Annotated in this window: 16 protein-coding genes; 11 read left to right on the top strand and 5 right to left on the bottom strand. The window is 53.7% G+C overall.

Features of this window, described 5'->3' with window-relative positions; genetic code table 11:
• The first annotated feature begins 98 nt into the window (after positions 1-98).
• The 7 genes from ACFO3I_RS15270 to ACFO3I_RS15240 all read left to right on the top strand — a co-directional run bounded on the left by ACFO3I_RS15270 (position 99) and on the right by ACFO3I_RS15240 (position 7,296).
• Positions 99-1,319 carry an efflux RND transporter periplasmic adaptor subunit gene (locus ACFO3I_RS15270; RefSeq protein ID WP_377335381.1) on the top strand — a complete coding sequence of 407 codons (1,221 nt, stop codon included), beginning with the start codon at positions 99-101 and terminating at the stop codon, positions 1,317-1,319.
• Positions 1,319-4,507, top strand: a complete 3,189-nt coding sequence (locus ACFO3I_RS15265) for an efflux RND transporter permease subunit (protein ID WP_377335379.1) — start codon at positions 1,319-1,321, stop codon at positions 4,505-4,507. The genes ACFO3I_RS15270 and ACFO3I_RS15265 overlap by 1 nt, the downstream gene beginning before the upstream one ends.
• 97 nt (positions 4,508-4,604) lie before the next feature.
• A complete protein-coding gene (locus tag ACFO3I_RS15260; RefSeq protein WP_377335377.1) occupies positions 4,605-5,135 on the top strand; it encodes a hypothetical protein in 531 nt (176 codons plus the stop codon).
• A gap of 57 nt (positions 5,136-5,192) precedes the next feature.
• Positions 5,193-5,627 carry a GFA family protein gene (locus ACFO3I_RS15255; RefSeq protein WP_377335375.1) on the top strand — a complete coding sequence of 145 codons (435 nt, stop codon included), beginning with the start codon at positions 5,193-5,195 and terminating at the stop codon, positions 5,625-5,627.
• Positions 5,628-6,194: 567 nt separating this feature from the next.
• Entirely contained in the window at positions 6,195-6,527 is a 333-nt protein-coding gene (locus ACFO3I_RS15250) for a type II toxin-antitoxin system RelE/ParE family toxin (RefSeq protein WP_377335373.1), read from the top strand.
• Positions 6,514-6,828, top strand: coding sequence for a helix-turn-helix domain-containing protein (locus ACFO3I_RS15245; RefSeq protein ID WP_377335371.1), 315 nt, complete (start codon positions 6,514-6,516; stop codon positions 6,826-6,828). The genes ACFO3I_RS15250 and ACFO3I_RS15245 overlap by 14 nt, the downstream gene beginning before the upstream one ends.
• 246 nt (positions 6,829-7,074) lie before the next feature.
• Complete coding sequence (locus ACFO3I_RS15240) at positions 7,075-7,296, top strand: helix-turn-helix domain-containing protein (RefSeq protein WP_377335369.1); 222 nt, start codon at positions 7,075-7,077, stop codon at positions 7,294-7,296.
• Between the two features lie 320 nt (positions 7,297-7,616).
• Here ACFO3I_RS15240 and ACFO3I_RS15235 read toward each other — a convergent pair whose 3' ends face one another.
• The 3 genes from ACFO3I_RS15235 to pabB are packed head-to-tail and all read right to left on the bottom strand — an operon-like array spanning position 7,617 to position 11,042.
• Positions 7,617-8,996, bottom strand: coding sequence for an L-serine ammonia-lyase (locus ACFO3I_RS15235; protein WP_377335367.1), 1,380 nt, complete (start codon positions 8,994-8,996; stop codon positions 7,617-7,619).
• Positions 8,997-9,027: 31 nt separating this feature from the next.
• Positions 9,028-9,669, bottom strand: coding sequence for an NUDIX hydrolase (locus tag ACFO3I_RS15230; RefSeq protein ID WP_377335365.1), 642 nt, complete (start codon positions 9,667-9,669; stop codon positions 9,028-9,030).
• Entirely contained in the window at positions 9,669-11,042 is a 1,374-nt protein-coding gene (gene pabB / locus ACFO3I_RS15225; RefSeq protein WP_377335363.1) for an aminodeoxychorismate synthase component I, read from the bottom strand. Before pabB ends, ACFO3I_RS15230 begins: the two co-directional genes overlap by 1 nt.
• A gap of 170 nt (positions 11,043-11,212) precedes the next feature.
• On the opposite strand from pabB, the gene ACFO3I_RS15220 reads away from it, so the two are divergent.
• The 4 genes from ACFO3I_RS15220 to ACFO3I_RS15205 are packed head-to-tail and all read left to right on the top strand — an operon-like array spanning position 11,213 to position 19,794.
• Positions 11,213-12,736 (top strand): fumarate hydratase, encoded by a 1,524-nt coding sequence (locus ACFO3I_RS15220; protein WP_377335361.1) that lies wholly within the window; start codon positions 11,213-11,215, stop codon positions 12,734-12,736.
• A 58-nt stretch (positions 12,737-12,794) separates the two neighbouring features.
• The gene (locus ACFO3I_RS15215; RefSeq protein ID WP_377335359.1) at positions 12,795-14,816 is read left to right on the top strand and encodes a S9 family peptidase; all 2,022 of its coding nucleotides are present in this window, start codon (positions 12,795-12,797) and stop codon (positions 14,814-14,816) included.
• Between the two features lie 60 nt (positions 14,817-14,876).
• Positions 14,877-15,254: an MmcQ/YjbR family DNA-binding protein gene (locus ACFO3I_RS15210; RefSeq protein WP_377335357.1), complete on the top strand. Its 378-nt coding sequence runs from the start codon at positions 14,877-14,879 to the stop codon at positions 15,252-15,254.
• On the top strand, positions 15,247-19,794 hold the full coding sequence (locus ACFO3I_RS15205) for an EAL domain-containing protein (RefSeq protein ID WP_377335355.1): 4,548 nt from the start codon (positions 15,247-15,249) through the stop codon (positions 19,792-19,794). The genes ACFO3I_RS15210 and ACFO3I_RS15205 overlap by 8 nt, the downstream gene beginning before the upstream one ends.
• Positions 19,795-19,827: 33 nt before the next feature.
• Here ACFO3I_RS15205 and ACFO3I_RS15200 read toward each other — a convergent pair whose 3' ends face one another.
• Positions 19,828-21,822 (bottom strand): hypothetical protein, encoded by a 1,995-nt coding sequence (locus ACFO3I_RS15200; protein ID WP_377335353.1) that lies wholly within the window; start codon positions 21,820-21,822, stop codon positions 19,828-19,830.
• A 170-nt stretch (positions 21,823-21,992) separates the two neighbouring features.
• Positions 21,993-23,657 carry an asparagine synthase B gene (asnB, locus tag ACFO3I_RS15195; protein ID WP_377335351.1) on the bottom strand — a complete coding sequence of 555 codons (1,665 nt, stop codon included), beginning with the start codon at positions 23,655-23,657 and terminating at the stop codon, positions 21,993-21,995.
• Between the last annotated feature and the right edge of the window lie 117 nt (positions 23,658-23,774).

Genomic DNA, 23,774 nt, shown 5'->3' with positions numbered 1-23,774 from the left:
GCTGTTGTAAACCCTTAAGATCTGACTGCTATAACCGGCCGTATGACCACTGTACTATAGGTAACAGATTGAATTCGAATGCAAACAGGGAACAGAACATGAAAAAAAGCACGCTGAAAAAGGTGGCACCTGTGCTGATTATTGCCGGAGCTATAGGATTGGCGGTCGTACTGACCTCCACCAAAAAGCCGCCAGAGCAAAAAACAGAACAGCGCAAGGATATGCTGGTTGAGGTGAAGCCTGTAGTGCAACAGGACTTAACCTACCAGGTGTGGTCGCAAGGATCGGTGCAGCCGCGGGTGATGACGACGCTGACTTCCGAAGTGAACGGGGTTATCACCTATGTAGCGGACCAGTTTATTGAAGGCGGCTTTTTTCACAAAGGGGATCTGCTGGTGCAGGTAGAGCCCTATGACTACCAGACGGCAGTGAAACTGGCAGAAGCCAGCCTGGCTCGTGCTACTGCTGCACTGGAAGAAGAAAAAGCCCGCGGCAAAGTGGCAGAGCGTGAATGGAGCATGTTCAGCGAAGGCAAAGCGCCAGAGCTGGGTTTACGCCGGCCGCAACTGGCGCAGGAACTGGCCAATGTCCGTTCTGCCGAAGCAGAGCTGGAGAACGCCCGTCGTAACCTTATTCGTACTGAAATTCGTGCGCCTTACAGCGGTATCGTGAAAAGCAAAGCGGCGAATATCGGCCAGTTTATCAGCCGTGGTACCCAGCTGGGGCAGATTTACGGTACTCAGATTGCCGAAGTGCGTTTACCCTTGACCGATAACGATGTGGCCTACCTGAATATTCCGGCCCAAGGCGCTGACCAGGCCAGTTTGCCGGACGTGGAACTTACTGCTGAAGTGGGTGGTGTGCAGCGCAGCTGGAATGCCAAGCTGGTGCGTACCGAAGGCATGCTGGACGAACAAAACCGGGTGATTTATGCGGTTGCCCAAATTCAGGACCCTTACCAGCTGCAAGGCCAGGGCGGCGACGTGCTGCGTTTTGGCCGTTTCGTCAAAGCCCGTATTCAGGGCCGCGCCGAGTCTAACCTGGTGTTGCTGGACCGTTCCTTGCTGCTGCCTGACCATAAAGTGCTGATTGCGGCCGACAATAAGCTGGAAATCCGTGCTGTCACAGTTCAGCGGATGGACGAGCGTTATGCCTACATCAGCGCAGGTTTAGCGGACAAAGACCAACTGGTGCTGACCGCCATTGCCAACCCGTTATCCGGCATGGCACTGCGCACCGCAGCAGACAAGGATAAAGCCGCCGACGACGCCAAAGCAGAAACTGCCGTGGCCGCCGTAGCGAAACAGGAAGCTCAGTGATGCAGCATTTGGATCAAACTCATAAAGGCGTGCTCGCCTGGTTTGCCCGCAATAGCGTGGCAGCCAACCTTCTGATGGTGATACTGCTGTTTGCCGGCATTGTGGGCATTTTCACGATTAAAAAGCAGACCTTCCCGGAAATTCAGCTGGAACAAGTGTCCATCCGCGTGCCTTACCTTGGCGCCGCGCCACAGGAAGTGGAAGAGGGCATTATCGACAAAATTGAAGAATCACTGCAAAGCATCAACGGCATTAAGAAAATCCGCTCCAAAGCGGTGGAAGGACTGGCCACGGTGCAGGTGGAAATTCAGTCTGACTATGACATTCAGGAAGTGATGAATGAGATCAAAATGCAGGTGGATTCGATCTCATCCTTCCCGGCGCAGACTGAGCGGCCGGTGATTTATCACACCAAATTCTCCAGTAACGTGTTGTGGTTGTCGGTCTACGGCGACACGGACGAACGTGGCCTGAAAGAATTTGCCAAAGATGTGCGGGATGACCTGAAAAAACTACCAGGCGTCAGCAAGGTGGAAGTGGTTGGCGCGCTTGATTACGAAGTGTCGATTGAAGTGTCGGAATACCAGTTGCGTAAATACGGCCTCACCTTCGACCAGGTGGTCAGTGCGGTGCGTGGCAGTTCGGTGGACGTGCCTGGTGGTTCTATTAAATCGGACAACGGCAACATTCTGCTGCGTGCCAAAGGCCAGGCCTACCGCGAGCAGGACTTTGCCGACCTGGTGCTGATTAACAGAGCCGACGGCACCCGTTTGCTGCTGGGTGACATTGCCACTGTGCGCGACGGTTTTGTTGAGTTTGACGCCTATTCCACCTTTAACGGCAAACCTTCGGTGTCTATCCGGGTCGATGCGGTGGGCGATGACAATACGTTGCATATTGCTCAGGTGGTGAAAGACTACGTCGCGAAAAAGAAACCTGAACTGCCAGCCAGCATGAACATCGATTCATGGGGCGATTCCAGCTATTACCTGCAAGGCCGGCTGGATCTGATGACCAGCAATATGTGGATGGGCGCGCTGCTGGTACTGATAAGCCTTACGCTGTTTCTGGAGTTCCGCGTTGCCTTTTGGGTAATGGTGGGTATTCCGGTCTGTTTCCTTGGCACTATTGCCTTGATGCCACTGTCATTCTTTGACGTGTCGATCAATATGATCAGCTTATTCGGCTTTATATTGGTGCTGGGCATACTGGTTGACGATGCCATTATCATTGGGGAAAGCGCCTACAGCGAAATTGAGAAATATGGCAAATCGCCAGAGACGGTGATCCGCGGCGCCCAGCGCGTAGCGGTGCCAGCCACCTTTGGTGTATTAACCACAGTGGCGGCCTTTATCCCGATGCTGATGGTCGGCGGACCGCAAGGCCCCATTTGGGAATCCATTGCCTGGGTGGTGGTGCTGTGTCTGATTTTCTCGATGGTGGAATCCAAGCTGATCCTGCCTGCGCACTTAATTGCGATGGACACCAAGCCCTGGGACCCAAACCGTAAAGGTGTGTTCTATGCCATGGGCCGTGGCACCAGCCGTTTTGTGCGGGGTGTGCGGGAAAAAGTGAGCGGCGCTACCGAACGTTTCGTGCATGGCCGTTATAAAAACGCCATTGAATGGGCACTGGAACACAGATACATCACCGCCAGTGGCTTTATGGCGATGATGATCCTGATGATTGGCTTGTTGGCTGGCGGCCATGTGCGCTGGGTGTTTTTCCCGAACATTCCCAGTGACTTTATTAACGCCAACCTGACCATGATGGAAGGCTCGTCTGGCCAAAGCACCATCAATGCCATGCAGCAACTGGAGCAGGCGCTGGTGCGTACCGACCAGAAACTGCAGTCTGAAGGCGAAGAGCCGATGGTGAAACACCGTCTGACCTTTACTCAAGGGGAAACGGCCGGTCAGTTTGTCATTGAGCTGGCAAAAAGCGAAGGCCGCGAAACCGACGCTAACGAATTTGTGCGGCGCTGGCGTGAAGAGCTGCCCGAAATTGCGGGCGTAAAAACCCTGCAAATTTTCTCGTCTACCAACGGCGGTGGCGGTGGTGATATTTCGTTCCAATTGGTCAGTAAAGACTTGGATAAACTGCGTCTGGCGACCGAAGACTTGAAAGCGGCCATGCAGCTATACCAAGGCGTGTACGACATTCAGGACAGCATCAGCGGCGGTAACGACGAAATTGTGCTGGAAGTAAAACCAGAAGCTGAAGCCATGGGCATTACCCTGCAAAACCTGGCCACTCAGGTGCGTTATGGCTTCTACGGTGCTGAAGCACAGCGTATTCAGCGCGACAGCGAAGAAGTGAAGGTGATGGTGCGTTACCCGAAAGATGAACGCCGCTCGGTAGGCAACCTGGAGAATATGAAAATTCGGACTTCTTCAGGCGCTGAGGTGCCGTTTTCTCAGGTAGCCAGCTATCGCATGCAACCAAGCTATTCAGCAATTAACCGGGTGGATGGCGAACGGTCGGTGACCATCAGTGCGTCTGTAGACAAAGCACTGGCGGAACCGATGAAGATCACCAAAGAGTTGCAAGACATCATGCTGCCAGAGCTGGCACAAAAATACGGTGTCGAAACCGCGCTGGAAGGCGCCAGCCTGGAAGAAATGGAAGCGATGCGCGACCTGGCACTGGGCTTCTTGCTGGCGTTTTTTGTGATTTACGCCCTGCTGGCGGTACCGCTGAAGTCGTATACCCAGCCTTTGATTATTATGTCGGTGATCCCATTTGGTTTTATCGGCGCTGTGCTGGGCCATATGCTGTTGGGGTTAAGTGTCAGCATTATGTCGCTGTTTGGCCTGATTGCGCTGGCGGGTGTGGTGGTGAACGACTCGCTGGTGATGGTGGATTTTGTCAACGAATCGCGTGAGGAAGGGGTACCAGTCCGCGATGCGGTCATTCAGGCGGCTACCCGTCGCTTCAGGCCTATTATGCTAACGTCGTTAACTACCTTTTTAGGTTTAGCGCCGATAGTGTTGGAAAAGAGCCTGCAGGCACAAATTGTGGTGCCGATGGCGGTGTCTTTGGCCTACGGCATTGTGTTTGCCACCCTGATCACGCTGATTTTGATCCCAAGCCTGTATATGATCCTGGCTGACTTTACAGGTAAATCAGCCAGTAAAAAAGCGGCGGCAGCGGACTACAAGGCTGAAGAGTTCACAGCTCAGAAGTAATGGCTGCTTTGCTTTACCCTCAAAGGCGCAGTTGACTGCGCCTTTTGTTTAGAGGGTGGAACGGTGTTTACCAAAGCTCTAAAAGGAATGCTTACCTATGGCTAAAGTGAAGTATGTAGTGGCGACTTTGTTGATTGTTGGTGCGGCGGCAGCGTTTTTTCACCAGCGCATTATTGCATGGCTGGTGTTGCCACCTTATATCGAATGGGCGGCCGCGACAGAGAGTGCCGGTGTTGCAGCGGGTGAACCTTTAAATGCTCAGCAACTGCAACTGGCCCGTGACATTGGTATTTTGCAGCCGGAGCAGGTTCGGCTGGTGTACGTAGACGAGGTGCCGTTTCCCTACCATAACCTGTTGTTAAAAACCGTTGGCGAAGCCCTTGGCTTTATTGGTGATGGCATTATTAATAATGCGCAGGTGTTTGGTTATTCCATTTATGTGCGAAAAGATTACCAGCTGACCCGGCCCAAGCTGGCCCATGAGCTGGTGCACGTGCTGCAAATAGAGCGGTCGGATTTAACCGCAGTAGTCAGCCAGCATTTTGCCGACTTAGCCCGTTATGGTTATGACGATTCACCGTTAGAGGTAGAAGCCTACAAGGCAAACAGTCTTTACCCTGAGCTGTAAACAAGGTCGGCAAGGCCCGGCTCAGGTCAACCTTATTTGTCACCAGGGAGTTTTATCATGTACCAGGGCAGTTGTTTATGTGGCGCTGTGACGCTGCAAGTGCAGGGCGGTATTGATTCGATTATTCATTGCCACTGTTCTAAATGCCGTAAAAACAGCGGCACCGCCTATGCCACTAATGGCTTTGTGGCCAGCAGCGCTTTGCTGATTAAAACCGGGCAGGACAAACTCGGCGGCTACGAAACTTCGCCGGGCAAAGTGCGTTATTTCTGCAGTATTTGCGCCTCACCTGTGTACAGCAGCAATGCCGCCGACCCGGCCAGGTTGCGGTTACGTTTGGGCATTCTGGATTCGGACATAACTGAACGTCCCATCTCGCATAACTTTGTGTCGTCCAAAGCCAACTGGGACGATTTAGACGCAAAACTGCCGCGCTACGACAGCTACGAACCCAGCCGGATCACGCCGGCTGCAACGCAGATAGCCGACTAACTTAGCGGCCTGACAGCGCAGTGGTCAGATGCAATAACTCACTATGAAGATTGGCGTAGGGGCGCAGTTTACTGCGCCCGGATTGTCTTAACACTTTCTCTGTCGCTGGGACTGTGAACCCTGCGGGGTAGCGACTGCTTTTTCTCCGCAACAGGGCAGGTAAACCAGACTGGGGCAACTACTGCGTTCGCCCGTTCGCGCGCTGTTTCATGGGTTTGGGGCTCACTTTTGATCACTCACTCCGCAGTCACACCCCCGCCTGGTTTGTCGGCGACTAGCCCGGTGGCTTCGTTAGAAAACCACTGTGCGCAAATCCAGTAAAAGAGCATGAGTTAAATTTCGGACAACTAGTGGGCAGCGAGTACGGATTTTGCCACGCAATAGTTTTTCCATTTCAGAAAATGTCGTTGATTTAGAGACACTTCAGCGTTAATTTGGCATAAGTAAAAATCAGGAAAGCGGGCAAAAAAACTTCCGACTTGCGAGTGTTTAGCCTATGAATAAGCGTTATAGCTCTATTCATTTCCACTCTTGTCAAGCGTACGCTAGTTGCGTACACTTATGTTCATGAAAAGTGTATTTGTCGAATCAACAATATTTGAAAAGTATCGTAATGAATACCTCAGTGATGAAGAGTTTAGATTATTTCAAGCTGAGCTGATGTCGAACCCTAAGCAGGGCGATGTAATTCAAGGTACTGGTGGTTTGCGGAAGATTCGAGTAGCAAGTAAAGGCAAAGGCAAGCGTGGTGGCTCGCGTGTTATCTATTACTTCCTTGATGAAAAGCGACGATTCTATTTGCTGACGATTTACAGCAAAAATGAAATGCCAGACTTAACGGCAGATCAAAGAAAACAACTAATGGCTTTTATGGAGGTATGGCGCAATGAGCAATCGTGATCTATTTGCAGAGTTAAGCTCAGCTCTTGTTGAGGCAAAACAGCATTCAGAAGGCAAACTGACACTGAAAACGCATCAAGTTAATGATGTAGGTGAACTCAATATCTCGCCCAGTGAAATTGTAAGTATTCGAGAGCAATTTAATATGTCTCGTGGCGTATTTGCCCGTTTACTTCATACATCTTCACGTACATTAGAAAATTGGGAGCAAGGGCGAAGTGCTCCTAATGGACAAGCCGTGGCACTGTTAAAACTGGTACAGCGCTATCCAGAAACGCTGTCACACATAGCCGAGCTATAACAAAGCCAATCACGGCGACAGCTTTTTCGTTGCGGCTTCGCAGTCACCCCCGCCTGGTTTGTCGGCGACTAGCCCGGTGGCTTCGTTGGAAAACCACTGTGCGCAAATCCAGTAAAAGAGCATGACTTAGATTTCGGACAACTAAATAACTGTTCCAATTAGTAGATCACTTGCAGGCGGGAACTCAATGCGGTTTGAGCGATCTGATCAGTCGCCAAACCACACAAATCACTAACCGCATTGAGTATGAACAAAATAACATTTTTCCATGGCGCTGAAACCCGTCGTTTGAAGAAAGTCATTCATAAAACCAGAGATAAAGACCTATGCCGCAGAGCCAATGCGGTTCTGCTGGTGTTAAAAGGGACCTCCAAATCTGAAGTCGCCCGTGTGCTTCAGGCGGGGCGTTCATCAGTGAATCGCTGGCTCACCTGGTACGGTAAACATCCCATTTTTAATGGACGTTAGAATTAGATGTTTGCTGTATTGATAGCAGTATTTAGCAGTATTGAACCACCTTAGATGGCCACCAAATCGGGCAGGGGGACTGCGTAGTTAGCGATATAAAAGTGAGCGCGGGAGGCGCGAACGGGCGAACGCAGTAGTTACCCCTGTCCGGGTCGCCTGACCATCTGGTGAGTGACCAGTGTTCAAGCTGTAACAATCTGTCAGCAAGAATAAAGAAATAAAAAGGGCGCACCAAGGTACGCCCCAGCAAAACGACTGATGTCTGCCAAATAAAAAGGGCGCAGTAAACTGCACCCTTACTATCCAGAACCTGGCTGGGTTTAACACTCGATAATGTTTACCGCCAGACCGCCGCGTGAGGTTTCTTTGTATTTGCTTTGCATGTCGCGGCCTGTGTCCCACATGGTTTTGATCACTTTATCCAATGACACTTTGTGCTCGCCTGTGCCGCGCAGCGCGAGACGGGAGGCGTTAATGGCTTTGACCGAACCCATGGCGTTGCGCTCAATGCAGGGCACTTGCACCAGGCCACCGACCGGGTCGCAGGTCAGGCCCAGGTTGTGTTCCATGCCAATTTCGGCGGCGTTTTCAACGTTGTCCACGCTGCCACCTAAAATCTCCGTCAGCGCGCCAGCAGCCATTGAACAGGCCACCCCCACTTCACCCTGGCAGCCCACTTCCGCGCCGGAAATAGAAGCGTTTTTCTTATACAAAATGCCAATGGCGGCGGCGGTCAGCAGGTAACGGCTGTAAATCTCTGGCGTCACCGGCTGAATAAACTTGTCGTAGTACATCAGCACGGCCGGGATAATACCGGCGGCGCCGTTGGTGGGGGCTGTCACCACGCGGCCACCGGCGGCGTTTTCTTCGTTCACCGCCAGGGCAAACAGGTTCACCCAGTCCATCACCTGCAGCGGGTCGGCGCTTTTCTCAGCCGCAAGGCGTTTGTACAGGGCAGGGGCGCGGCGTTTTACTTTTAAGCCGCCCGGCAAAATGCCTTCGGTGCGCATACCGCGGTTAATGCAGTTCACCATGGTTTGCCAGATGGCGCCCAGCTCCGCGCGAATTTGCTCTTCGCTGCGCAGCACCTTTTCGTTTTCCATCATCAGGCCGGCAATAGACAAGCCGTTGTCTTTACACAGCTTCAGCAGCTCGGCGCCGCTTTCAAACGGAAAGGGGGGCGGGTTATTGGCGGCAAACTGGCTGGCCGCTTCTTTTTCCTGGGCGAAGTCTTCTGCTTTGACAATAAAACCGCCGCCAATTGAAAAGTAAATTTCGCTCAGCAGCACGTCGTTGCCGGCATAAGCAATCAGTTCCATGCCGTTGGAGTGTTCTTTTAAGGTTTTACGGCGGTGAAAAATAATGGCGCCTTCGCGCGGAAACTGCACAGCACGTTGCTGGTCCAGCTGAATGCTCTCATTGCTTTCTACCTGCTTCAGCAAGCCGGGTACAGCGTCTGGATCAATAGTTTCAGGTAAATAGCCTGACAGGCCCAAAATCACTGCTTTGCCGGTACCGTGGCCTATGCCGGTTTGGCCCAATGAGCCAAACAGCTCCACTTTTACCTGGGTAACCTGGTCGAATAAACCTTGTGAGCGCAGCTCTTCACAGAATTTTTTGGCTGCACGCATAGGGCCAACCGTGTGAGAGCTGGACGGGCCTATGCCAATGCTGAACATATCAAATGCGCTGATGATCATAGTTATACTTCTTGTGAACTTGGAATGGCGGCTATTCTAACCAAAGCCACCAGCACTGTAACCCGCTTTGTAACTGGTCGGTGTTTATTACAGCGTTAGGGGGGGTGGCGAGGAAGGTGGTGTGTTGCAGCAGGTTCACCAGCACGGCGGCGGTGGCACCCCAAATCAGTTTGTGTTGGTAAGGGAAATAATACAGCCGGTGCAGTACAGGGCCAAACTGGCGTAGCTCGGAGTAAAGCGCGCCAGGGGCCGTCAGCGCTGCCAGTGGCAGCCAAAACGCCGAGGCAACTTCGTCGGCTTGCAGCACCAGTGGCTGGTCGTTGGTGAGCAGCGCCAGGTGCGGCGAGATAAAAAAGCCGGTGCCTGTCACGTAATCCGGCAACTGGCCTAATGCTTTGATATTGCGCTCGAGCACACCGGCTTCTTCAAAGCTTTCTCTGACGGCGGCCTGCCAGCTGCTTTCACCCTCTTCAAGGCGGCCACCCGGAAAACTAATTTGCCCGGGGTGGTGCTTTAGATGGGCGGCTCGTTCTGTCAGCAGTACTTCCAGCCCTTCTGTCCCTTCGCGTAGCAGCACCAGCACCGCTGACGCTCGCGCCTGCGCGGGCAGCAACCGCTGATGCGGCTCTGCTTGCTGCAGCAAAAAACGCGGGTAAAACTGCTGCCACTGCATCAGGGCTGCTCCGAAAGGACAGGTAGGATCCGCTGCACCTTATCAAAGGTTTCCTGGTATTCGCTGGCGGCTTCTGAGTCTGCCACCAGGCCGCCACCAGCCCAGCACAGCGCTTCGCCACCGGCCAGCACCAGGGTGCGTATCGCGATATTGGTATCCATATCGCCGTGTTGGTTAATGTAACCAATGGCGCCGCAGTACACCGAACGGGGGTGCGGTTCTAATTCAGCAATAATCTGCATGGCCCGCACTTTGGGGGCGCCGGTAATAGAGCCGCCCGGGAACGCGCCGCGCAGTAAGTCAAAGGCGTCGGCACTTGGGTTGAGCTCACCTGTCACTGTGCTGACCAAATGGTGCACCGCCGGAAAAGACTCAATGGCAAATAAGGAAGGCACTTTGACTGACCCCGGCACACAGTGTTTACCAAGGTCATTGCGCAGTAAGTCGACAATCATCACGTTTTCGGCGCGGTTTTTCTCCGACTGCTGCAGCTCTTGTGCGTTGGCGGCGTCCTGCACCGGGTCGGCGCTTCTGGGTAAAGTGCCTTTAATTGGTTTGGTTTCCACCCGGCCTTGTTTCACTTCAATAAAACGCTCGGGTGAGAGCGACAGCACCGCGCCTTGCGGCACCCGCATAAAGGCAGAAAACGGCGCGGCATTTTTGGCGCGTAGTTTCAGGTAAGCCTGCCACTCGTCACCCTGGTAACGGGCAGAAAAGCGCTGCGCCAGGTTAATCTGATAACAGTCGCCGCTTTTCAGGTACTGCTGCACCCGGTTAAATTTATCGCTGTAGCTTGCCTTGTCCATATTGGCGGTCCAGTCGCTGCTTAGCGAAAACTCAGTGGTTGTCACGCTGCCGTCAAACAACTTTTTCCGCTCTGGCCAGCTTTGCTTGGCGTCGCCGCTGGCATCCAGGTACCACAGCTCGCCACGCTGCTGGTCCAGCACCAATGCCCACAGGTACAGGCCTACCGCTAAATCGGGCAGGGCGCGCTCTGGTGCCGCCACCTCTGGCACAGGTTCCAGCAACTGGCCCAGCTCATAACCAAAAAAACCGGCCAAACCGCCGGCAAAAGGCAAATGCGGCTGCTGCGCTGGAGCCACCGGCTTGGGGAAATATTCCTGATGCAATTGCTGCAATGTGGCAAAAGGGTCGGCCTGAAACTGGCTTTGCTGGCCGTTTTTATTCAGGGTTAACTCGCCGTCACGGCAGATCAGGGTGGCCACCGGCTGTGCCAGCAGCAGATGAAAGCGGCTGTTCACATGCGAAGGGGCCGCAGAATCAAACAACAATGCCCAGGGTTGATGTGCCACAGCGGCAAAATACCGGGTTAAATCCGAAGGGGTGTCAGCTAATAACAGCGCAGTGGCCATGCAAAACTCATCTTGATCAATCGTCAATTTCCAGCAAAACGACTTTGGTCGACTAGCCGCTGGATCGGTTGCGCGGTATCATAACAGCCTGACCACCATTAGTTAATCCTGACGCTATAGCCTGTGCAGGGGCTGTAACCTCGTCTGAACCAGAGATAAAAGGGCACAACATGACGGTAATTCGCCAGCAAGACTTCATCGACAGCATCGAAGATGCGCTGCAGTACATCTCGTATTATCACCCGCTGGATTTTGTACAGGCTCTGGAAAAGGCCTACCACAAAGAGCAGAACCCGGCCGCTAAAGATGCCATTGCGCAAATCCTGATCAACTCGCGGATGTCCGCTGAAGGCAACCGGCCTATTTGCCAGGACACTGGTATTGTCACCTGCTTCGTCAAAATTGGTATGGACGTGAAGTGGGACAAAACGGACATGACAGTGCAGCAAATGGTGGACGAAGGAACGCGCCGTGCGTACCTGAACCCGCACAACCCGCTGCGCGCTTCTATTGTGGCCGACCCGGCAGGTGCCCGTAAAAACACCAAAGACAACACACCTTCAGTGGTGCATATCGACATGGTAACAGGCCACCATGTTGAAGTGATGATTGCCGCCAAAGGCGGTGGTTCAGAGAACAAAACCAAAATGGTGATGCTGAACCCGTCTGACTCTGTGGTGGAGTGGGTGCTGGAAACCCTGCCAAAAATGGGGGCTGGCTGGTGTCCACCGGGCATGCTCGGCATTGGTATCGGCGGTACCGCAGAAAAAGCCGCAGTGCTGGCCAAAGAAGCGCTGATGGAGCCGGTGGATATTCAGGACCTGCTGGAAAAAGGCGCTGAAACCGCGGACGAAAAACTGCGTCTGGAGCTGTACGACAAAGTCAACAAACTGGGCATTGGTGCTCAGGGCCTGGGTGGTTTAACCACAGTGGTCGACGTAAAAATTAAATCGGTCGCCACTCACGCAGCGTCTAAGCCTGTGGTGATGATCCCGAACTGCGCCGCGACCCGCCATGTGCATTTCCACCTGGACGGTTCTGGCCCGGCCGTATTAACGCCGCCAAAACTGGAAGACTGGCCACAAGTGACCTGGGAGCTTGGCACCAATGTGCGCCGGGTCAACCTGGACACAGTGACCCCAGAGCAAGTGCTGGACTGGAAAGCCGGTGAAACTGTGTTGCTGTCGGGCAAAATGCTGACCGGCCGTGACGCGGCGCACAAGCGTATTGCCGATATGCTGGCCAAAGGCGAAGGCTTACCAGCCGGTGTCGATTTCAAAAACAAATTCATTTATTACGTTGGCCCTGTCGACGCCGTCGGTGACGAAGTGGTGGGCCCGGCCGGTCCGACCACAGCCACACGGATGGACAAATTTACTGACATGATGCTGAGCCAGACTGGCTTATTGGGCATGATTGGTAAGTCTGAGCGCGGCGACAAAACGGTCGACAGCATCAAAGAGCACAAAGCTGTGTATCTGATGGCGGTGGGCGGTGCAGCCTACCTGGTGTCGAAAGCCATTAAAAAGGCCCGCGTGGTGGCCTTTGAAGACCTGGGAATGGAAGCCATTTATGAGTTCGACGTGGAAGATATGCCAGTGACCGTAGCGGTTGACAGCAACGGGAATAACGTGCATAAACAAGGACCTGCAATCTGGAAAGTGAAGATTGCTGAGCTCGAGCCAAGCGCCTGAATCTTATAAAAAATAGCTAAAACGCCCTGACTTTCAGGGCGTTTTTTCAGGAGACGTTATGAAAGCCTTATCTTTGGTTGCACTTGCTCTGATGAGCACTGCAGCTGTCGCCAAGTCGCCACTGACTATCGAACACTTAAACAAATTCAACAAGTTATACGACGTTCATGTCTCACCTGACGGCCGATACCTGGTGTACGGCCAGAAAAATGGCGGTTTAAACCCGGCCGATACCAGCGCTGACTTGTACCTGATGGACTTGCAGGAAGGCAATAAAGTCAGCCGCCTGACCTTTAGCGACGACCGCGAACATGGCGTGCAGTGGTCGAAAAATTCCGACGCGCTGTATTTTATCGCAGGACGCAGTGGTTCATCGCAAATCTGGCGTTTGCCGCTGACCGGTGGTGAAGCCAGACAAGTGACGGACTTACCACTGGACGTGGACGGTTTTGTGCTGTCCGGCGATGAAAATTACCTGGCACTGCAACTGGCCAGCAAGCCTGGCTGCGAAACTGTGGCCTGCACAGTGGAAGCCAAACAGGTGGCGGCGGGTCAGAAAGACAGCGCTATGGTATTTGACCAACTGATGGTGCGCCACTGGGATACCTGGGGTGATGGCTTTCGCAGCCAGCTGTACGTAGCCCGTCTGGGTCAGGATAAAGTGACGGAAGCGAAAAACCTGATGCCGGAATGGAACACAGACATTGCCGGTATTGAGCAGGTAGCGTTTACACCAGACGGCAAAAACCTGGTGTTCAGTGCCAAAATTCCTGGGGTGGACCAGGCCTGGCACACCAACTTTGATATTTTCCAGGTGTCGGTGAATGGCGGTGAAAAGGTCAACCTGACCCGCGACAACCCGGCCTGGGATGCCAGCCCGAAATTCTCTGGTGATGGCCGTTATATGGCTTACCTGGCGATGAAAAAGCCGGTGTATGAAGCCGACCGGTTTGGCCTGATGCTGCTGGATATGGTGACCGGAGAGCGCAAAGAGCTGGCCTCTGAGTGGGACCGCTCGGTCAGTGATTTTGCCTTTGGGCCAGACAGCCGCACTATTTACGTGACGGCGCAGGACACAGGGCAGCACGGCATTTTTGCCATTAACACCCAGTTTGGTGATATCGCCAAAGTCTATGCCGACGGCACAGCGGGCGATTTAAATGTGCTGAAAAACAAGCTGATTTTCACCAATCACAGCCTGAATAAACCGACCGACATTTATGAGCTGACCACTGAAACCGGCATGCCAAAAGCGCTGACCAGTGTCAACGCTGACAACCTGAAAGACATTCAGCTGGCTGAGTTTGACCAGTTCAGTTTCCCGGGCGCTAAAGACGAAACCGTGCATGGCTACTGGATGAAACCCTGGAATTTCAAAGCCGGTCAGAAATACCCGATCGCCTTTATTGTGCACGGCGGCCCACAAGGCAGCTTTGGCAATATGTTTAACTACCGCTGGAATGCCCAGCTTTGGGCGGCGCAGGGTTATGGCGTAGTGATGATCGATTTCCACGGTTCAACCGGTTATGGTCAGGCCTTTACCGACTCTATTGCCCGTGACTGGGGCGGCGCGCCATTGCAGGATTTGCAAAAAGGTATGGCCTATATCACGGAGAAAGAGACCTGGCTGGACCGTAACAACGCCTGTGCTTTAGGTGCGTCCTATGGTGGCTTTATGATGAACTGGATTGCAGGCAACTGGCCGGATGGCTTTAAGTGTCTGGTGACCCATGCCGGTTTGTTTGATATGCCAAGCTTCTACGGCAGCACCGAAGAGCTGTGGTTCCCGGAACACGATATGGGCGGCCCGGTCTGGAACAAAGAAGCGGATTACAGCAAATTTAACCCGGCTGCTTTTACCGATAACTGGAAAACACCTATGCTGGTGATCCACGGCTTAAAAGACTACCGTGTGCCTTATGCGCAGGGCTTAGGTGCCTTTACCACGCTGCAACGCAAAGGCATTGAATCGAAACTGGTGATTTTCCCGGATGAAAACCACTGGATCCTCAAACCGCAGAACGCGGAGCGCTGGTACAACGAGGTCTTCAGCTGGATGAAGTTACAGACCGCGAAATAATACCGCGATGGCGAAAAAACCTTAAAGGCTGCCATGCGCAGCCTTTCGAGCAGGAGCCGCATGGATTTTATTCAGGCACAGCAACATTGTCAGTTGCAAACCGGAGCCGAACTGGATTTCCCTTTTGGCCCCGACTACTACGTCTACAAAGTCAGAGGCAAGGTGTTTGCTATTTTGTTTAGCGACGCGACGCAAAGCAGTATCAACCTGAAGTGTGACCCGGACCAGGCGCAGGCGCTGCGCGACCTGTTCAGCGCGGTAAAACCTGGCTATCACATGAATAAAAAACACTGGAATACCGTGGTTCTTGACGGCTCTGTGCCCGACAACGAACTGCAGCGCCAGATTGAGCATTCCTGGCAACAAGTGGTGGCGAAATTGCCACGGCTGCAACAAAAGGCGCTGGTTATTCAAGCCAGTGTGAGCCCTGATGAGTAAAGCTGCGTTCCCGCTAAGCGCCCTTCGAATCGTTGTGTTATACAGCCTGTTTTCCTTGCTGTGGATTTTTGGTTCAGACCGCGTGCTGCATCTGATGGTGGCCGATCCCTGGCTGGTGTCTGTGCTCAGTACACTCAAAGGTTCGGCCTTTGTGTTGTTCAGCGCGACCTTGCTGTACCTGATGCTGACCAGCTGGCGTAAACAGCAGTTTTACGACGACCCGGTCAGCACCCGAATGAAACAATGGCGGCTGCTCGGGTTGGTAATTGCATTTCTGCTGGCGTTACCAAGCCTCGCGGTGATGACCAAAATGATGTATTCCAGCCAGCTGAAAAGTCAGGCCTACGCTGATTTACACACCATCAATGAAATTAAAAAGCAGCAGTTGGAACAATGGTTAGCCGAGCGGCGTTATGACATCAGCGGTGTGGCGAAAGACAATGCCTTTCGTGAGCAGCTCAGCCGAATGGCGCAGGATCAGGACGCCAGCCAGAATATTCGTTTACGCCTGACCGGCCTGATTGCCAGCCACGCGTTCAGTTATATCCGTCTGTATAACCAACAAGAGCAATTGCTGCTGGAAATAGGCCAGTTGTCAGTGTCGCAGCAGGCGACTGATTGGTCGGGGCAACTGCCAGCACTGACCTGTTTTACGCAGTCCCAGCAGGAGTTCTGCAGCTTAAACTGGCGTTTACAGCTGGCGGCAGGTCAGCAGCTGTATAAGCTGGAGTTGGTGGCGGACGCCAGTCAGTTTCTGTTCCCTGTGCTGCAGACCTGGCCGGTCAGCAGCCCGACCGCCGAAGTCTTATTGGTGAAGAGCTCTGAGGCGGCAGTGCAGTTTTTGAATCCACTGCGCCATTCCCGCGCCAGGCTGGCTGAGCAATTTAGTTTGGATCAGGACATCCTGACCGCCAAAGCGTTACGTCAGCGTCAGTCCGGCGCCGTTGAAACCCAGGATTATCGCGGTGCTGCAGTGCTGGGCGCTTATGCGCCTGTGGCCAACACCGACTGGATGCTGGTGACCAAAGTGGACACCGCAGAAGTACTGGCGCCGATAGACACTTTATTGCTCTGGCTGGCTTTGGTGGCGGGCAGCCTGTTATTGCTGCTGGTGCTGTTGGTGCTGTTTTACTGGCGTGAACTGATGCAGAACCACCAGCTTGAATTGCAAAGCCGCCAACAGCAGCAGGATAAACAGTTACGGGCCTTTTTTGACTTGCCGTTTCTCGGCATGGCCGTGTTGCACCGGGTTCACCAGCCATTTTTGCAGGTGAACCAGCGGCTGGGCGATATTCTGGGGTACAGCCAGGACGAACTGCTGGCGCTGTCGTTATGGGATTTGCTGGCGGAAGAACAGCGGTCTGCATTGCCGATGGACCAGTTGCGCGAAGGCCAGCCATTGAATGTGGATGTGACACTTAAACACAGCTCCGGCCGGTTGCGGGTGATCCGGCTGATGATCCAGAAGCAGCAGGCGGCGGGGCAACACGACTGGATCTTAGCCAGCTTTGATGACGTGACCGAGAAGCGCCAGCTGTACGCTGATCTCAGCCGCAGTAATCTGCAGTTGCAAAACAGCGCACAGCAGCTGGACAGTATTCTCAATGCCAGCTCCGCTGTGCTGCACCGTATCGAATTGGATGGCCTGGGCTGTGCCACCACCTGGGTCAGTGCCAACGTCAGCCGGGTACTGGGGTTTGAACCGCAAGCCTGTCTGAGTGACGGCTGGTGGGAACAGCAGGTGCACCCTGACGATCTGCCGCTGGCTACGCAGGCGTTGCAACAAACACTGGAGCATGGTTATTACAGCCATGAATACCGCTTCTTTGCCGCCGATGGCAGCCTGAAATACATCCGCGATGATTTGCGGTTATTACCGCCGGGCCGAGATGGCCAGCAGTTGGTGCTTGGCGCCATGCTGGATGTGACCGAACTGGCGCAAAGCCAGCGGCAGCAACAGATCACAGTAAACCGCTTGCAAACCTTGTTTAATACCATGTCAGAAGGTTTGATTTTGTATGACCAGCATGCAGGTTTGCTGGACTGCAATCCGGCCGCAGAGCGTATTCTGGGACGCGGTAAAGAGCAGCTTATCAGTGAAAACCAGCAAGGCGACCAATGGCGTTTTATTGACGAAGAGGGCATGGAAGTACCGACGGGCTTATTGCCAAGCCGGTTGGTGCTAACCACCGGAGCTTCCGTGCGCGACCGGGTGTTGGGTTTTAGTACCGGCGATTCGGTGCGCTGGCTCAGTTCCAATGCTGAACCGCTGCTGGAGCATGGCGAGCTTAAAGGCGCGCTGGTGACCATTGAAGATATCAGCCTCAGTATTCATCACCGCAAAGAATTGCAGCAGCGGGCGCGGGTAATGGCACAGCAGGCGGACCTGGCGTCGTCGCTGCTGCAGCACAGTGACTGGCTGAGTCTGTTGCAGCAAAGCCTGCCACAGCTGGGCCAGACGCTTGAAGCCGATGCGATTTATCTGTACCAGAACAAAAGCTCTGAACTCAGTGAGCAGCTGGCACTGTGGCAACAGGACCAAACCTACAGATTTCCCCGTTTTCAATTGGGGGCAAAAGATAATCTGGCCAGAAGTTATCTGACCGTGCACTTTGCGGCGGGCCAGACCATTGCCGGTCAGGTGGAGCTGCTGCCTGAGCTGATCCGGCCTTTATGGGCCAAAGTGGGCGTCAGTGCGATTGCGCTGGTACCTGTGATGCTGGACGGCAGCTGGTGGGGCGTTTTAGGGGTGGAATCCAGAGCGGCCGACCGGCACTGGAATACCGTTGAGATGGATGCGCTGAAAATGCTGGCCACAGCCTTGGGAGCCGCCATTAAACGTCAGCGCTTTGAGTCGTCGTTACGTCAGGCTGGCGCTGTGTTCGAGAGTACCCGCGAGGGTATTATGATCACCGATGCCAACAACAAAATTATTCAGGTGAACCAGTCGTTGCTGCGGATGCTGGGGTATCAGGAAGACGAAGTGTTGGGGCAAAGTCCGGCGATGTTTGCGTCGGGTCGGCATGACGCAGAGTTTTATCAGCAGATGTGGCGGGAGCTGCAAGACAAAGGCTATTGGCAAGGCGAAGTCTGGAACCGCCGTAAAAATGGGGAAGTGTACCCGGAGCTGCTGAGTATCAGCACTATTCGCGACACCCAGCAGGCGCTTAGTCACTATGTGGCGGTGTTTGCTGACATTACCCAACTCAAAGCGTCGGAGCAGGAACTGGAATACCTGGCCCACCATGATGTGCTGACAGGGCTACCCAACCGCTTGCTGATGAATTCCCGCCTGCAAAATGCGGTACAGCAAGCAAGCCGCGATCAACAGCAATTTGCCGTGTTGATGCTGGACCTGGACCGTTTTAAATACATTAATGACAGCTTTGGCCATACCAGTGGCGATGACTTGCTGAAACTGGTGTCCAGCACGCTGAGCCAGCGCCTGCGCAGCACCGACACTGTGGCGCGTTTTGGTGGCGACGAATTTATTATTCTGCTGGAACGGCTGAACCAGGCCGAAGACGCCGCCCGTTTTGCCAGTGAGCTTATTCAGTTACTCAGCCAGCCCTGGGTGCTGGGCAATGATGTGGAAGTGCGTATCGGTGCCAGCATCGGGATATCACTGTTCCCTGATCACGGTTCTGACGGCGCTATGCTGATCAGCCACGCCGACGCTGCCTTGTATCGGGCCAAAGAGCAGGGCCGTGGCCGCTTTGCCTACTACTCGGATGATTTAACCCGCTATGCCCGTGAACGGATTGACCTGGAAGGGCGTTTACGTGCGGCGCTTAAAGCAGGCCAGTTCCGAGTCTATTACCAGCCGCAGGTTGAGCTCAGTACAGGCCAGATTGTCGGGGCTGAAGCGTTAATCCGCTGGCAGGACCCGGTGGAAGGGTTGATCCCGCCGGGTCGCTTTATTCCTATTGCTGAAGACACAGGCCTGATTGGTCCTATTGGCGACTGGGTGCTGGCAGAAACCTGCCGTCAGGGCGCGCAGTGGCTGGATGCCGGGCTGGCGCCGGTGAAGCTGGCGGTCAATTTATCTTCGCATCAGTTTACCCAGGGCAATATCAGTGAGCGTACCGCCGAGATCCTGCAGCAAAGCGGTTTCCCGGCTGAGCTGCTGGAGCTGGAGCTGACAGAAAGTGCCATTATGGAGCGCGAACTGGAAGCATCTGTCTTGCTGACCGGGCTGCACCAGATGGGCGTTAACCTGGCCATTGATGACTTTGGCACCGGCTATTCGTCGTTTGCCTATTTGCAGCGTTACCGTCTGGATGTGCTGAAAATCGACAAGAGCTTTATGGATGATGTGGAGTTCAACCCGGAAAGCCGTGCCATCGTCAGCGCTATTATCTCGATGGCGCATATAATGGGACTAAAAGCATTGGCCGAAGGGGTGGAGCGAGCCAGCCAGGTCGAGTTTTTGCTGGAGCAGGGCTGCGACTATTACCAAGGCTACTTCTGCAGTAAACCTGTACCTGCGGCTGAGTTTGCAGCGCTACTAGCCGCCGCTAAAACAGAACAGCCAGCATAATGCTGGCTGTTTTTTAAGGTCTGATCAGCATAGTTACTTCACAGTGCCATAAGGGCTCAGGCTGGTTTTCTGCAGCGGCCGGATCACGCCCTGATAATTCTCATCATCGGAGCCAACCATTAAGGCCGCCTGTTCGACTGACAGCGCTGGCATGGCAATGGCTTCGATTTTCAGGCCATCCAGGCGCCAGAATACCGGGCGCTGTGCCATCAGGTTCACAGGTTGTGGCTGGCTTGGGTTGACCAGTGCCAGCGGATAAATCACCGAATGGAAGGGGCCGTTGTCCCCATTGTCGGCGACAGCACTGGCCCAGAGCACATCGTTTTGCAGATATAAGTCGGCGATTTTTCGCGGATACACCGCACTGTCGACGCCGGTTGGGCCTGACACCAACAGCTTCTGGCTGTTCCAGCTGAGCGTCGAGCTGGCTAAATTCAGCTGGCCCCACTGCAGAAAGCCGGGTTGGCCAGCGCCACCGCGTTCGCCCAGGATCAGCAGGTAGTTCTGCTCAGCCAGGCTGGCACAGGCCAGGCCTTCGAAGTTATCGCCGTCGCTCTGCGGCGTATTGTCACGTTCCACCGGCAGTTCATACGAGCCCAGTACCTGAGCATAGGACGGAAAGACTTTTAAATGGAACAAACGACCAAAAGCACCTTGCCAGGTGCCGCTTTCGGCGGCCAGGTACTCACCAGGCCGGCCGGGCAGGGCACAGAGCGCTTCCAGATCGCTCGCCATCTGACCGGCCGGCCAGTTGGTGACATAAAGCGGCTGATGCACAGGTGGCTGATTTGGTGCCAGCTGAATGCTGATCAGCCGATCGCCCGGGCGCTGAATTTTTTTATCCTGTACGGCCAGGTAGCTGACGCCATCATGGCTGGCCAGACCGCTGACGGCCGGCAGTGCGTTTTGTACCTTGCTGCGCAGCGGGCTGAACCAACGTGGGTCCAGGTTCAGCTGAAACAATAAAGGCGACATCGACTTAAATTTGTCGGCATGAGTACCGCACTGAATATTGTCGCCGTAGTGCTGTTTCCACGGGTCATTCACCAGATACAGCATACCGTCGTGATAGGTAATGGACTCCAGCGCTGTTTGCACCAGTTTGTCATAAGGCTGGCACAAGCCGGAGTCGTCGGTGCTGACATAAAAGCTCAGCTTCTGCACATAAGGCGGCACGCGGTTGGTCAGGTCGAAAATCCATAACTCATCGTCATTGCGCGCCACAGCCGCCAGATAACCCGGGTGGCCTTGCAGTGGGCTTGGAATAAACTCGATGCCATTAATTGGGTGGTCGGCATCATCCAGCGGCGGCATCGTCAGATTGGCGTCAATCACTTTGACCAGGTTGTCGCGGGCCCAGAAATCGGAGGTAAGCCGGGTTTTAAAAATACGCGGTTTATTGGCGATGTCCTGTTCAACAGCCAGGTACAGGTTCAGATGACTGTCCACCGCCAGACCTTCCACGCCGTCATTGGGGAAATTGCCCAGTTTGGCTTCGAGTGGAAACTGCACCGGGCGCAACGCGACAATTTCAGCGCGGGTCAGCGCCGGATCGACCTGAATTTTTACCAGTAAGCTTGGGTACAGCGTGGAGTTGGTTTTGGCAAATTTACGTGCGCACTCCGGCGTTAAGCTGAAGTTGGAGGCGTCTTCGGTGACTGTGATCAGCGTGGTGTCATCAATCCTGTCCCAGGTCAGTGCTTCCAAATCCGGTTTTTCACTGAGGTACTGGTAAAAACAGCTGGTTTTCAGCTGGTCTGAGACGGTGATCGGAATAGGGGCGGTAATGGCCTGGCCGGTTTGTGGGTTCAGCCGGAACAGTTTCATCCGGGTGCTTTCATCCGCACTCTGGTCGCCAACCGCAATCAGCTCACCTTTACGGAAGGTCAGTCCGGAGGTTTGTGGGTCCAGCAAAGGTTGCTGGGCCAAATCTTTAATCCAGCGCCCGGTGAGCGCGGTTTCAGCAAAAGCACTCTGGCACAGACCAGAGGTCATCACGACTGCCAGTACAACAAGAATGGATCTCATAAACTCAAAGGCCCGAAACAAGGGGGTCATTTGGCGCTTAACATACGATCTGTGCTGACATTTCGCCAGTACAAACCCGATGAAAAACCTAATTTAACGCACAAATCACTCTTTCTGGTGGAAAAAACAACGGCCGCAAAAGCGGCCGTTGGTCCGGATCCCTAAAGCGATCAGTAGGCTTGTTCGTGCACGTCACGCACAGCACGGCCTGAAGGGTCAGTCAGCTGCGCCATTTTGGCATCCCAGGCCAGGGCTTCCGGTGTGGAGCAGGCCACAGATTTACCGCCAGGCACACAGGCAATAGCGGCCGGATGCGGGAAATGCTCTTCAAAGATAGTGCGGTACAGATAGCCTTCTTTGGTGTCCGGTGTATTGACCGGGAAGCGGAAGGCGGCGGTGGCCATTTGCTGGTCCGTCACTTCTTTTTCTGCATAGGCTTTTAAGCTGTCAATCCAGCTGTAGCCGACACCGTCGGAGAATTGCTCTTTCTGGCGCCATAAAATTTCTTTTGGCAAGGAGCCTTCAAAGGCTTCACGCAGAATGTGTTTCTCCATTTTGCCGCCACCACACATTTTCGCTTGCGGGTTTAACCGCATAGCAGTGTCCATAAAGTGCTTATCAAGGAACGGCACCCGTGCTTCGATGCCCCAGGCTGACATCGCCTTGTTGGCACGGTTGCAGTCGAACATATGCAGGCGGTCCAGTTTCCGCAGCGTTTCCTCATGGAATTCTTTGGCGTTTGGCGCTTTATGGAAGTACAGGTAGCCACCGAAGATTTCGTCAGAGCCTTCGCCTGACAACACCATTTTAATGCCCATGGCTTTGATTTTACGCGCCATCAGGTACATAGGTGTAGAGGCACGAATGGTGGTCACGTCGTAGGTTTCGAGGAAATACACCACGTCGCGCAACGAGTCGATGCCTTCCTGCACGGTAAAATGCACTTCGTGGTGCACTGTACCGATGGAATCGGCCACTTTACGGGCTGCGGCTAAATCCGGCGAACCTTGCAGACCCACAGCAAAAGAGTGCAGCCGCGGCCACCAGGCTTCCGATTGATCATTGTCTTCCACCCGGGTGCGGGCAAATTGCTGGGTAATGGCAGAGATTAAGCTCGAATCCAGACCACCAGACAGCAACACGCCATAGGGCACGTCGGACATCAGGTGGCTTTTTACGCTTTGCTCCAGTGCGGCTTTTAACTCGCCTAAATCAGCCGGGTTGTCTTTGACGGCGTCATAGCTCATCCAGTCTCGCTGGTAGTACTTCACCAGTTTGCCGACTTTGCTGTCAAAGTAATGGCCCGGCGGGAATTCCTGCATTTGCTTACACACAGGCACCAGCGCTTTCATCTCAGAAGCGACATACAACTGGCCATGTTCGTCATAGCCGTAGTACAGCGGGATAATACCAATATGGTCACGTGCCACCAGGTAGCGTTGCTGCTCAGCGTCATACAGAATAAAGGCAAACATGCCCTGCAGCTGGTCGATAAAGTCGGCGCCATGCTCCAGGTATAACGGCAGAATCACCTCACAGTCTGACTTGGTCTGGAACTGATAGTCGACGTTCAGGTTTTTCTCTAAATTCTTGTGATTATAAATTTCACCATTCACTGCCAGAATGTGATTTCGATTCGGATTAATCAGGGGCTGGGCGCCATTTTCAGTATCTACAATAGCCAGACGCTCGTGCACTAAAATAGCATTGTCGTCGTTCCATACACCGGACCAGTCCGGACCACGATGGCGTAATAACTTAGATAACTGTAGCGCCTGCTGGCGCAAGGCTTTAACATCCGTCTTGATGTCAAGCACCCCAAATATCGAACACATGATAACCTCTTGTTTAATTCAATCCGATTTAAAATTCACTTGTTTTGGCAGTATGTACGTCTATACGTACCCTTCGACTCTGCCATTTGCATCAGAAAAAGCAAGAGGTTTTTTCAG

The sequence above is a fragment of the Rheinheimera marina genome (genome assembly GCF_042654345.1).
GTDB classification, from domain to species: Bacteria; Pseudomonadota; Gammaproteobacteria; order Enterobacterales; family Alteromonadaceae; genus Pararheinheimera; species Pararheinheimera marina.
The sequence above is the reverse complement of the archived record's forward strand: the minus strand, read 5'-3'. Positions and strand labels throughout refer to the sequence as shown.

Bases quoted from the DNA above. Each gene is read 5' to 3' on its own strand.
- ACFO3I_RS15270 (WP_377335381.1), top strand. From the start codon at position 99: ATGAAAAAAAGCACGCTGAAAAAGGTGGCACCTGTGCTGATTATTGCC.
- ACFO3I_RS15265 (WP_377335379.1), top strand. From the start codon at position 1,319: ATGCAGCATTTGGATCAAACTCATAAAGGCGTGCTCGCCTGGTTTGCC.
- ACFO3I_RS15260 (WP_377335377.1), top strand. From the start codon at position 4,605: ATGGCTAAAGTGAAGTATGTAGTGGCGACTTTGTTGATTGTTGGTGCG.
- ACFO3I_RS15255 (WP_377335375.1), top strand. From the start codon at position 5,193: ATGTACCAGGGCAGTTGTTTATGTGGCGCTGTGACGCTGCAAGTGCAG.
- ACFO3I_RS15250 (WP_377335373.1), top strand. From the start codon at position 6,195: ATGAAAAGTGTATTTGTCGAATCAACAATATTTGAAAAGTATCGTAAT.
- ACFO3I_RS15245 (WP_377335371.1), top strand. From the start codon at position 6,514: ATGAGCAATCGTGATCTATTTGCAGAGTTAAGCTCAGCTCTTGTTGAG.
- ACFO3I_RS15240 (WP_377335369.1), top strand. From the start codon at position 7,075: ATGAACAAAATAACATTTTTCCATGGCGCTGAAACCCGTCGTTTGAAG.
- ACFO3I_RS15235 (WP_377335367.1), bottom strand. From the start codon at position 8,996: ATGATCATCAGCGCATTTGATATGTTCAGCATTGGCATAGGCCCGTCC.
- ACFO3I_RS15230 (WP_377335365.1), bottom strand. From the start codon at position 9,669: ATGCAGTGGCAGCAGTTTTACCCGCGTTTTTTGCTGCAGCAAGCAGAG.
- pabB (WP_377335363.1), bottom strand. From the start codon at position 11,042: ATGGCCACTGCGCTGTTATTAGCTGACACCCCTTCGGATTTAACCCGG.
- ACFO3I_RS15220 (WP_377335361.1), top strand. From the start codon at position 11,213: ATGACGGTAATTCGCCAGCAAGACTTCATCGACAGCATCGAAGATGCG.
- ACFO3I_RS15215 (WP_377335359.1), top strand. From the start codon at position 12,795: ATGAAAGCCTTATCTTTGGTTGCACTTGCTCTGATGAGCACTGCAGCT.
- ACFO3I_RS15210 (WP_377335357.1), top strand. From the start codon at position 14,877: ATGGATTTTATTCAGGCACAGCAACATTGTCAGTTGCAAACCGGAGCC.
- ACFO3I_RS15205 (WP_377335355.1), top strand. From the start codon at position 15,247: ATGAGTAAAGCTGCGTTCCCGCTAAGCGCCCTTCGAATCGTTGTGTTA.
- ACFO3I_RS15200 (WP_377335353.1), bottom strand. From the start codon at position 21,822: ATGAGATCCATTCTTGTTGTACTGGCAGTCGTGATGACCTCTGGTCTG.
- asnB (WP_377335351.1), bottom strand. From the start codon at position 23,657: ATGTGTTCGATATTTGGGGTGCTTGACATCAAGACGGATGTTAAAGCC.